13 protein-coding genes are annotated in these 11,292 nt (G+C 33.2%); 5 read left to right on the forward strand and 8 right to left on the reverse strand.

Translation table 11 applies throughout. The features are described 5' to 3' along the window. Positions 1-150 precede the first annotated feature (150 nt). Genes HMPREF3267_RS07280 through HMPREF3267_RS07295 form a run of 4 tightly spaced genes read right to left on the reverse strand, consistent with a single transcriptional unit; the run spans position 151 to position 3,327 of the window. Entirely contained in the window at positions 151-987 is an 837-nt protein-coding gene (locus HMPREF3267_RS07280) for an alpha/beta fold hydrolase (RefSeq protein ID WP_070823872.1), read from the reverse strand. Between the two features lie 45 nt (positions 988-1,032). Then, positions 1,033-2,034: an amidohydrolase family protein gene (locus HMPREF3267_RS07285; RefSeq protein ID WP_002478572.1), complete on the reverse strand. Its 1,002-nt coding sequence runs from the start codon at positions 2,032-2,034 to the stop codon at positions 1,033-1,035. Positions 2,035-2,065: 31 nt separating this feature from the next. Continuing rightward, the gene (locus tag HMPREF3267_RS07290; RefSeq protein ID WP_002478573.1) at positions 2,066-2,770 is read right to left on the reverse strand and encodes an SDR family NAD(P)-dependent oxidoreductase; all 705 of its coding nucleotides are present in this window, start codon (positions 2,768-2,770) and stop codon (positions 2,066-2,068) included. Next, positions 2,770-3,327 (reverse strand): TetR/AcrR family transcriptional regulator, encoded by a 558-nt coding sequence (locus HMPREF3267_RS07295; RefSeq protein ID WP_002460526.1) that lies wholly within the window; start codon positions 3,325-3,327, stop codon positions 2,770-2,772. The genes HMPREF3267_RS07290 and HMPREF3267_RS07295 overlap by 1 nt, the downstream gene beginning before the upstream one ends. A 129-nt stretch (positions 3,328-3,456) precedes the next feature. Here HMPREF3267_RS07295 and HMPREF3267_RS07300 point away from each other — a divergent pair, with 129 nt between their 5' ends. Genes HMPREF3267_RS07300 through HMPREF3267_RS07310 form a run of 3 tightly spaced genes read left to right on the forward strand, consistent with a single transcriptional unit; the run spans position 3,457 to position 4,988 of the window. Then, positions 3,457-3,756 carry a DUF2316 family protein gene (locus HMPREF3267_RS07300; RefSeq protein ID WP_002478574.1) on the forward strand — a complete coding sequence of 100 codons (300 nt, stop codon included), beginning with the start codon at positions 3,457-3,459 and terminating at the stop codon, positions 3,754-3,756. A gap of 11 nt (positions 3,757-3,767) precedes the next feature. Continuing rightward, positions 3,768-4,586 (forward strand): NmrA/HSCARG family protein, encoded by an 819-nt coding sequence (locus HMPREF3267_RS07305; protein WP_062078148.1) that lies wholly within the window; start codon positions 3,768-3,770, stop codon positions 4,584-4,586. Between the two features lie 24 nt (positions 4,587-4,610). Beyond that, positions 4,611-4,988: a VOC family protein gene (locus tag HMPREF3267_RS07310; protein WP_062078147.1), complete on the forward strand. Its 378-nt coding sequence runs from the start codon at positions 4,611-4,613 to the stop codon at positions 4,986-4,988. Positions 4,989-5,447: 459 nt separating this feature from the next. Here the strand turns inward: HMPREF3267_RS07310 and HMPREF3267_RS07315 are convergent, their stop codons facing one another. From HMPREF3267_RS07315 to HMPREF3267_RS07330, 4 genes are all read right to left on the reverse strand, one after another. Further along, positions 5,448-5,690, reverse strand: a complete 243-nt coding sequence (locus HMPREF3267_RS07315) for a DUF896 domain-containing protein (RefSeq protein ID WP_037545743.1) — start codon at positions 5,688-5,690, stop codon at positions 5,448-5,450. 433 nt (positions 5,691-6,123) lie between these two features. After that, entirely contained in the window at positions 6,124-6,690 is a 567-nt protein-coding gene (locus HMPREF3267_RS07320; protein ID WP_002460519.1) for a TetR/AcrR family transcriptional regulator, read from the reverse strand. An 85-nt stretch (positions 6,691-6,775) separates the two neighbouring features. Next, positions 6,776-7,516, reverse strand: a complete 741-nt coding sequence (locus tag HMPREF3267_RS07325; RefSeq protein ID WP_062078145.1) for a DUF4811 domain-containing protein — start codon at positions 7,514-7,516, stop codon at positions 6,776-6,778. Beyond that, on the reverse strand, positions 7,517-9,034 hold the full coding sequence (locus tag HMPREF3267_RS07330) for an MDR family MFS transporter (protein WP_002492420.1): 1,518 nt from the start codon (positions 9,032-9,034) through the stop codon (positions 7,517-7,519). A 138-nt stretch (positions 9,035-9,172) separates the two neighbouring features. Between HMPREF3267_RS07330 and HMPREF3267_RS07335 the strand changes: the two genes are divergently transcribed. After that, complete coding sequence (locus HMPREF3267_RS07335) at positions 9,173-9,796, forward strand: TetR/AcrR family transcriptional regulator (RefSeq protein WP_002460516.1); 624 nt, start codon at positions 9,173-9,175, stop codon at positions 9,794-9,796. Between the two features lie 78 nt (positions 9,797-9,874). Further along, complete coding sequence (locus HMPREF3267_RS07340) at positions 9,875-11,245, forward strand: amino acid permease (RefSeq protein ID WP_037543308.1); 1,371 nt, start codon at positions 9,875-9,877, stop codon at positions 11,243-11,245. Positions 11,246-11,292 lie beyond the last annotated feature (47 nt).

Raw genomic sequence — 11,292 nt, forward strand, 5'->3', positions numbered from 1 at the left:
GCGAGACTAAGAATTCATAATGAATTCTGTCCCGTCCCTTTCTTTAGCTTATCAGAGATATTTTTGTCTCAGATTTTTATTTTAGTATATTTTCAAGAATGAAAACTTAGTCTGTTTCATAATTTAAACACTGGACTATTATTGCCGTGCTTAGCCCCACATTTCACGTAAGACATTCGCAAAGCCTTCAGGTTTTTGTGCGTAACCTAAATGACCACCTGGAATATCAATGATGTCGATTCCGGTATGTTTAGAAATATAGAAGTTTACGTCTTGAGGGAATGAACCTTTTGAATCAGTGCCATTTAATAATGTAATAAGTTCTTTATGTTTGTTGAAATCTTCAATAGAAATATCGGATTCTGTATATTGTCGTATTTCATATTTAAACCAATTCATCATTTGTTCGAATACTTTTTTGCTTTCAGCATCATCTAATGATTGTGCAGGTTTAGACATATATTCAGCATCTAATTGGCTAATATGCAGCGTTTCACCAAATAATTTCATCGCTTGTGGCATACCTTCATTTATTGCAACATCAATGATTTCAGCATTTTTATCTTGCCAATATTTAGCATCTGGTAAGAAGGTGTTAATAGGAGGCTCGTGAAATGCAATACGTTTAACGATGTCAGGGTAATCTTTTAACACATGCATGGCAACAATTGAACCGGAACTTGAACCTAAAATGTAGACGGGTTCATTACTAAGTGATTTTGCTAATTCGGCAATATCTTGTGCGTCGCGTTTAATACGGTAGCGACTATTAGGATTAATTGCTTCATCAGGTAGAGGTTCTGTCAATTCACTTTCTCCATAACCACGACGATCAACAGCCACTATTGTGAAAGTATCTTTTAACTGTTGCGCGAGTGGCATAAAGATATCACCTGTACCATTTGCACCAGGTATCAAAATAAGTAAAGGACCGTTGCCCACTTTATGATAGCGTAATTTAGCACCTTGTAATTTTAATGTTTCCATATATAAACCCTCCAAATTAATCTATAGTTTTATATCTAATATAAATTATTCTATGCCTAATAATTTAGCACCATTTGTATAACTAATTTTCTCTTGTTCTTCTTTAGTTAAACCTAAATCACTTAAAAAAGTACCTAATTCTTCAGGTTCAACATATGGATAGTCCGCTGAATAGAGTATTCTGTCTACACCTAGTTCAGCTTTGACTAAATCAAATTGCGGTTTAGTTAGCATACCGCTTGGTGTAATATAGAAATTGTTTTTAAAATAATAGCTAATCGGATGTGCCAAATGCTCAGCAACTAGTATGGTATCCATGCGTTCTAAAAAGAAAGGAATAAACTCTCCCCAATGCCCGATAATGATATTTAAATTAGGATATCGGTCAAATATGCCAGATAGTACGAGATGAATGGCATGAATACCTACATCTACATGCCAGCCATATCCGAAACATGCAAATGTTGCTGCAGTGACCTCTGGATAGTTTCCTTTGTAGTAAGCTTGATAAACATCACTTTGTACAGGTGAAGGGTGTAGGTATATCGGTGCATTTAATTCTTCTGCTGCAGCGAACAGACCTTCGTACGCATCTTGATTTAAGAATCCGCCATTAGGGTGTCCCATTATAAGCGCACCTTTAAAGCCAAGTTCTGTTATACAACGTTTAAGTTCTTCAATTGCTGCTTCAGGTTCATTAATCGGTAATGTTGCAAAGCCAACAAAACGCTCAGGATATTGTTTAATATAATCTGCTAGGGTATCATTTGCTTGTTGACATAACTCAATAGCACGTTCTCCTTGTAAATTTGAAGGTGAACCATTGCCATACGATAAAACTTGCATTTGAACATCATGTTTATCCATAAAACCAATGCGTTTATCGTGATAAGACAGTTTATCGGCATCTGTGAAACCCGATTTTAGTGCAAGTCCGTCAAGCATCGTTTTTAGCGGTACACCATTTGGATCTGGTGACATATATTTCATTGTTTCTTGTTGAATATCCTCAATAACATAATGTTCTTCAAAATTAATGCTTTTCAATTTAAAAGCTTCCTATAAAAAATGATTAATTCTACCAGGGCATTGAGCCGTTGCTATCAATAAATGTACCAGTTGGACCATCTTTATCAATTGTTGCAAGTTTTACGATAGGAATAATCCCTTCTGAAGCAGGTTTTGCATTGTTACTAAAGTCTCCCACCAAATCAGTATTCGTTGAGCCAGGATCTGCTGCGTTAATTTGTATATGTGGAAGGCCTTTTGCATATTGCAATGTTATCATTGTCACCGCAGATTTAGATGAACAGTATGCTAAGGAGTTCACTTTTGATTCTTGTGTGTTTGGATTGGTTACCATACCAAATGAACCTAAACCGCTGCTAACATTGACTACGACAGGTTGTTCTGACTTTTCAAGGAGTGGGATAAAAGTATGCATCATACGTACAATGCCAAAGACATTTGTATTGTAGACTTGTTGCACGTCATTAACAGTCAAATCTGCAGGTTTTTTGAAGCCACCTGAAATTCCAGCATTGTTGATTAAAATATCTAGGCGTCCTTCTCTATCTTGAATTTGAAGATATGCTTGTTGAATGGAAATATCATCTGTAACATCAAGTTGGACGTACTTGACACCGAGTTCATCTGCAGCTTGTCGTCCACGTTCAGCATCGCGTGAACCTATATACACGTTGTAGCCTTTTTGTTGTAAAACTTTCGCTGTTTCAAAACCTAATCCTTTATTGCCGCCAGTGATTAATACAATTCTTTCCATTATTTTGTCACCTCGTTAGGTAAATATAATTTAATTAAGTTATCGCGAAATGTTTCGTTCGATAATTGTCGTTCAGATTTTTGAAATTCAAACGTTGTGGTTGTTAATGATTTTAAAAACATATCTGTTTTGAATATAGCCCATGATGTATCGTTGTAATCATAAAATAACTCAAAGTAAAATTGATTCAAATTTTTGAAAAAGTTACTATCACGGAATAATTTAGTGTTGTCGTTGCCTTCAATACAATTGAGTAAATCACTTTTATCCGTTTTAAAAGCTAAAAATATATCAAGTGAATATTGCATAATATCACGTGCTGACGTGTATTGTTGTTTAATGGTTAACATATCTTGCATAATATCATCAAAATCATGTTCAATGATGTGATAACATAAATCACCTTTATCTTTGAAATGGCGATAGAGTGTGCCCATACCGATATTTAATTCTTTAGCAATGCGATTCATACTGATATGTTCAACACCTTCTGCATTAAATAATTCAAGTGCCTTGGATTCTATACGCTGTCGATTTTTAAGTGCATCTTTACGCAATCATGTCACCTCATTAAAAATTTTTATTATTGACAAACGGATAACGCTCCGTTTATTATAAAGCGTATTAATTAGAAGTTCAATAATTTAGGTTTAAACGCATTGAATTTTAGAAAAGGGTGATGAGTATTGTCATTAAATAAAGAACAAAGACGCGTGACGAGCGCTGAACTTAAAGCACATTTTCATCAATCAACACTAACTATTGAAGCACTTGCACAGACATTAAATATTTCTGCAGCTGAAGTAAGAAATGTATTAGATATGCATGCACCCAATGGTATTTTTGGAAATAAATTACATACATTTATTCACTTAGTTTGGGATGTGCGTGATTTAATAAATGAAAATATAAGACAAAATGGTAACGAGCCAAAAGCATATTCATATTTAAAAGGTGAAAAAGAAGATTACTGGTTCTTACAGTAGGGAGATAAGTGATGAAGAAAAGTATTTTAGTTATTGGAGCTACAGGTAAACAAGGGAATGCTGTAGTCAAACAATTATTACATGAGGGCTGGCAAGTCCGTGCTTATACACGCAATAAACAAAATGACAAACTTACTACAATTAAACATAAAAACTTAGAAATTTTTGAAGGGGATTTGGGGAACCTAGATAGCTTAAAACAAGCGATGGAAGATCAATTTGGTGTCTATAGTGTGCAGCCAATTATACTCGATAATGTGACTGAAGAAATACGCCAAGGTAAAATGATAATTAATACAGCTTATCAACAAGGTATTGAACATATTATTTATAGTACAGCTGGCGGTGTGAATCGTAATCGTACGGGCCCTCATTTTGAAGCATTAGCACAGATTGAAAATGAACTTCAAAACAGTCCATTAAATTATACAATTATTAAGCCAGCTTTCTTTATGGATAATTTCTTGAGAATTATCACTGTAGAAGATGGAGTCATTTACATTCCAGAATTTATAAATAAAGCTGTTAAATTTGCGATGATTTCTTCTATTGATATTGCAAAAATTGCAGCACATATTTTTAAAAATACAAAACAGTTTAATCACCGTGCTATCGAGATTGCTTCAGATGAACGAACATTAGAAGAAGTTGTTAAAACATTTGCAACAGTGACTGGGAAGCCAGCACAAATTAAGGGTTCATATTCAAGTGGTACAGCTGAACGAGAATGGTTAGAATACAAAGGGTACGAAATTGATTTCAATCAAATGGAGAATATAAATCCACAACAATTATCATTACAACAGTGGATAGATAAAGCTGGATTTTAAAATTTTAAAAATGAGGTGAAGTATATGATGCAATCAATGTGGTTTAATTTACATGTAAAAGACTTAAAACGTAGTGAGCAATTTTATAAAAATTTAGGATTTAAAATTAATAAAAATCCAGATATGTTAGATAAGATGGTAGGTATTTCAATTGGTGAAACGATTGTTATTCTGATTGAAAATAATCATTTCGAAAATATCACTCATGATAAAACTTTAGCGCAACCTAATGAAGTTATTATTTCTCTTGGTGTCAAGACAAATAGTGAAGTAGATGTATTAGTACAAAAGGTTGAACAAGCAGGTGGGACTATCATTGATAAACCAGGTTTCTATCAAGGTTATTATGGTGCAATGTTTGCAGATCCAGATGGTCATAAATATAATTTCTTAGTTTGTTAACAAAAAGAATGTATAGAGTAAAGTTTAAACAGTAATTTATAGATCATTAAAGTGATGATGTATATATGCGATAAAATAAAAGCAGTATAGATTGTTGATGTAACGGATTAAAATTAAAGCTTCTATTAGTAGTTTTGGTAGTTTAAATTGAATCATATGATAGCTTTTATACATAAGGCACCTCGTTCATTTAGTTTAGTGATATTTATTAAATGATACGAAAGGGCCTTATTTTTTAAAAGTATGTTGATGTGAAATTACATATAAATGCGACGTATTTATAGTGATACATCTGAGTCGCCATCCCTAGGAACATGAAAGTAAAATATGTAGTGTTGAATATAAAAATGGGAGCGGTACTACGAATTCATAATAAATTCTGTCACGCTCCCATCATCTTAAGAGTTATGTCTCAGTTTGTATTTTATTATATTAGGTTTGCTATAGATTATTCATTCCCTATGATTCATTTTCTTGAATATTGCCGTATTGTTCTCTGAGATCATATACTTTATCAGGTGTAACATCTTGGCCAAGAGGGTCTAGAACTTTCATAGTAGAAAATGTATGAAGGACTTGTCCTCTAATCATGGCTAAATAATCTTGTCTTAAAGCTTGTTGCTCTTGTTTTTCTTCTATACTAAGTGTTTGTACTTTTTCTTTGTTTGCTAATTGATTAATTCTTTCTAATAAATTGTTCATTATTTGTCCTCCTAATTTGTATGTGTTGTAAAATGTGGCACAATAAGATCTATTAAATCTTGCTCATTATTTGTGAATCTTAAAAAATATGATTTGTGTTCGTGCCTCATATACTTTTACTAAAAACAACACTTATATTCTAAACGACATATGTTGTTTAGATATACTATACATGTGAAGGAAACAATGTGCAACTTTCATGCTTATATCATTTGTAGCTTAAACGACATATACCTAAAGGTGTTGTATAGCATTCGTAAATAAAATATAAAAGAACAGGTTGGGATAAAAATCTCAAAATAAAAGCACAAAGAGGATTTTTAATTAAAAAACTCTTTGCGCTTCTTCTATTTTCAATAATTCGCACGCTTGTCTTGCTAAAGGATAGCTTCAGTCTTTTAGAAACGTTTATGTTCTTGACGCTTTTACTTAATTAAAGATGTGTGATGTGATGGAGTAGAAAAGGAAGATTCTTGTCAATAAAGTCGTCGGCAGAAAGTTGGCTTGTATCAAGCCAATGTCTAACAAGTCCACATAAGCCAGCAGTTAAAAAGCTTGCGCTACTAGCAAGAACATCAATGTCTTGCTGTGGATAACTGTTACGCAGCATAATCGTAAAAATATCTTCCAATTCATTATGAATGCGTTTATGCGCTTGATTACAAAATGTTTCACTGTTCATCTTGCATGAGTCCTGTACTTCAATCATGTATTGTGCGATAGTGATAAACAAATTGGAGATAACCGACGCATTAACAATTTCAGAAATCGTTAAAGCATCATTTAAATCTTTTAGAATCGTGACAGATAAAGTGTAATCTAAAATGTCATATTTATCGGTAAAATGAGCATAAAATGTGGCACGATTTACCGTTGCACGTTCGGTAATATCTTTTACAGTGATTTGAGACATCTTTTTCTCGCGAGACACTTGTTGAAAAGATTCTACTAGCAACTTTTTAGTACGTAAAATACGTGGATCAACTTTGGTTGTAGGCACATTTAGCACCTCCCTTGTCAAAAATAACTTTATACTAAATTATCATCTGAAAGTGGAGCGTTGTCAAAATTCAAGCTTATCGATTTTATTTCATCATATCTTTAATTTGTTGTGTAATATACCGTTTTTGTTCCTTCTCTGCAATAGCTTTTATTGTTTTATCGGATGCTTTAGGATGTTCTTTTTTATATGTGATTATTTTATTTTGAATAGCTTCTTTAGCCTTTTTTTGAGAATTCTTAGTTAGTTTTGATTGTTGTTTTTGTAATTTTTTAGCTTCTTGTGCATTAAGTACTACCCACGTATCATCTGGAACAGTCACAACTGATGTTTCTTTAATAAGTTCTTTATCTTCTTTACCAAAATCAAATAAATAGCGATAGTATTTATTTTTCCATACCCAATATTCTTTTGTATTTTTTAACGTAGCATTATCGTCATTAGATGTTTCATAATAAGCCTGTTTTTTAGTAGATTCAGATATATCTTCTTTTGTAGTCTTTGGTTTAAAATGAGCCGTAGCTTTAGTATCATCTTTGTTATCTTTATATACCATGACATAATTGTTAGAATTGTTTCCAATTTCATTTGCTATAAGCATCTGTGCTGGTGATTTTGAATTCGCAGCTGAATAAATACGTTTTTCCGATTCGTGAATCGTTTCTTTTTGCATACCAAAATGATGTGTCATATTCGCTACAATACCTATGATTTGAACAACAAATAGGAAAGTAACTATTGAACCAATGATATAGCGACTTAACTTTTGAGGAATGAGTAACCATGATGCGAATAGAGCTATTGTTAAGATAATTAATATAATCATTTATTTTTCCTCACTTTCTGAATGATACATTTTTAAGAAAGGTACGATGATTAAACCAATCACTGCAAACGCAACACCGATTAAAAATGATGTATTAAAACCATCAATAGAGGCTTGTTGAGCATGTGCAGCATATTGAAGTGGATTAGCATCTTTTAAACTTTTTGTTGGCATATTATTGTTGATTATGTTTTGTGTTATAGATGTAAGTAATGCAACGGCAATTGAAGATGCCACTTGTCTCGCGGTGTTATTTGCAGCAGTACCATGTGTGCCCATTTTTGTCGGTAAAGCATCCATAGCATTTGTTGTTAAAGGCATCATCATTAATGCCACGCCAAACATTCTAATAGAGTAGAGCACTAATATAAGTGAAGGTGAAGTGGTATCTGATAAGAAGCCAAACGGTAAAGATGCTAATGTTAAAATTAAAAATCCTACAAATGTCAGACGCTTGATACCTATTTTATTATAAAGTGAGCCTGAAATTGGTGAGATAAAACCTAACATTAAGGCACCAGCAAGTAAGGTCAAACCAGATTCAAATGGTGAAAAACCATGAATATTTTGTAGGTACGTAGGCAACATCATTTCCACGCCATACATTGCCATTGTGACTACAATAAGGCCAATTGTTGCAATTACAAAACCTGAAGATTTAAAAACACGTAAATCTAAAAATGGGTCATCCAATTTAAACTGTCTGAAACCAAACCAAGCGATGATAATCAAGCTTAAAATGAGCGGTAAAATTACATAATTGAAACTACGCCATCCCTCTGTCGAAACATTGGAAAATCCCCATAAAAATAGCCCAAATCCTATACAAGATAAAATCAGTGATAATATGTCTAATTTAATCTTTCTATTTGGGATTACATCTTTCATAAAAAAGAAACTTAATATAAAGGCAATGGTGACAATGATGATTGGAAAAACAAAGATATTACGCCAAGAGTCACTAATTGTTAGACCTAAAATAACGTGGTCTTTATTTAAAATCCAACCTGCAAATGTGGGACCAAGTGCTGGAGCTAAACCAACTGCTAAACCACTAAGACCCATAGCACCACCACGTTTATTAGGTGGGAACATATTAATAATAATGATTTGCATTAAAGGTAACATCAAACCAACGGCAATGGCAGTAACAATGCGACCAGTTAAAAATATGTTCCATGAATCACTGTTGGAAGGTGCAATCGCAGTTAGAATTAAGCCTACTAAGAGAATGGCATATGCAATGACATGTAACCACTTAGTTGAAAAACGCGTAGCTAAGTAGGCTGACAAAGGGACCATGATACCGTTAGCTAATAGGAACCATGTAGTAGCTTGTTGTGCCGTACTAAAATCTATATCAAAATCCTTCATTAATGTTGGTAATGCTGTCCCTAGTGACGTTTGCATTAAAGCTCCCGCAAACGTCGCAAGTAATATAACAAACATTACCATAAATTTACTATAAGATTTACCGTGTTCATCTAAATCAAATTGAGTATTAATATTCTCTGACATAATATTCCTCCTTTAAAGTTACTGGATTAATGTAACAACTTTTTTAGAGAAAAAGGAGAACAAAATAAACTATATTGTATAAAATGACACACTGCGTCTTAAAATGTATTATATTGAATATAAAGAAAGGATGAGACTATGGCATATAATAGAAAAATAGAACAAACGCAACGTTTACTTAAAGAGGCACTGATAAAGTTATTGGGACAGCAAAATTTTGAGGAAATTACAGTTAATGACATTGTCTCAGAGGCATATGTTACTAGAAGTACTTTCTATAGATATTACGATGATAAATATGAATTACTCTCTGAAATCGAAGATCAAATCCTTCAATTTATTAGAAATGAAAGGGAGGTCGAGTTCTTGATGGACGACAAAACTGAAATTTTCGACACTGATAATATAATTAAATTATTCAACGCTTTAGATCGCTATAGTGAAGTATTAAGAGTACTTTTAACAAATGTAGGGGTTTTGAGTTTTAAAATGAAGATTAGAAAAATTGTGTCACAGCGACTCGATTTCTTAAATAAAATGTTTCAAAGTTCGAATGTTAGGTTAGAGTTAGGAAAGGAGTATCTGATAGCTATAATTATTCAAACTTTTGAATATTGGGCGCAATATAAAGATAAAGTAAGTGAAGAAGAAATTGCTCAAATGATTACAGCAGTTTATCATCAAGGTTTAATCAATGCATTGAATATAAATGTAAAGGAATTAAAAAGTGCTCAAATAAAAATTAAAAAGAGTGAAAATTAGAGCTATGCTATGATACCAACAATTATTATGACACTAATTACATAGTTCATAATTTAGGGGATGGAGAAGAGGGAAATCATGGCTGATAAGCTTCAGAGAGAGTTAAGTAATAGGCATATTCAATTAATTGCAATTGGTGGGGCAATTGGAACAGGTTTATTCTTGGGATCAGGTGAATCGGTTCACCTAGCAGGACCATCAATATTATTAACATACACTGTTGTAGGTTTTGTATTATTTATGTTTATGAGAGCAATGGGAGAAATGCTACTGTCGAATTTAGGTTTTAAATCGTTTGCTGATATTGCACATCATCATCTTGGTCCACTAGCTGGCTTTATGGTGGGGTGGACGTATTGGTTTACGTGGATCATCTCGGGAATGGCCGAAGTAACTGCAGTAGCAAAGTATGTACAATTCTGGTATCCACAAATTCCAAACTGGATTACTGCTGCTTTTACGATTTTAATACTTGTAACATTAAATTTATTCAGCGCTAAGTTGTTTGGTGAGCTGGAATTTTGGTTAGCTATTATTAAAGTGGTAACCATTGTTGCCTTGATTACTGTTGGAATTGTAATGGTGGTTTTCGCTTTTAAAACGCCATATGGTACAGCTAACGTGACACATATTTGGAGTCATGGTGGTTTCTTTCCTAATGGTGCCTCTGGTTTCTTTATGTCATTCCAAATGGCAATCTTTTCATTCATTGGTATTGAATTGATTGGTATTACTGCGGGAGAAACACAAAATCCACATAAAACGATTCCACAAGCGATTAATAATGTGCCACTTAGAATATTATTATTTTATATTGGCTCTTTAGCAGTGATTATGGCGGTTGTTCCTTGGGATAAACTTAACCCGGCAGATAGCCCTTATGTTAAGGTATTTGGTTTGGTTGGTATACCTTTTGCTGCAGGAATCATAAATTTTGTTGTATTAACAGCCGCTGCATCATCTTGTAATAGCGGAATATTTGCAAATAGTAGAACGATGTTTGGCTTATCTGGACGCAAACAGGCACCACCATTTTTACATAAGACGAATCGTAATGGTGTGCCATATTATGCCATCCTCATTACATGTGGCTTGCTTAGCATCTCTGTTATTTTAAATTATATTTATAAAGATGCGACCAAAGTGTTTGTGTCAATTACGACATTCTCTACGATTTTAAATATTATTATATGGGCGATTATAGTGATGTCTTATTTAGGTTTCTTAAAGCATAACCCAGAGTTGCATAAGCAAAGTAATTATAAAATGCCAGGCGGAAAATTTATGGCTACTGGAATACTCATATTTTTCGCATTTATTTTTATCGTTCTACTTATTAGCAACACAACACGTTGGGCAGTTTTATTATCCCCAGTTTGGTTGGGTATCCTATGCTTAATGTATCTACGCTATCGCAAAGAGACAAAAAAATCAGGAATACAATCCTAATAAAGTCAAATATTAATACAACATACTTTAGCAAGACACTTGAAAGA

The organism is Staphylococcus sp. HMSC62D11 (genome assembly GCF_001839145.1).
GTDB lineage: Bacteria > Bacillota > Bacilli > Staphylococcales > Staphylococcaceae > Staphylococcus > Staphylococcus lugdunensis.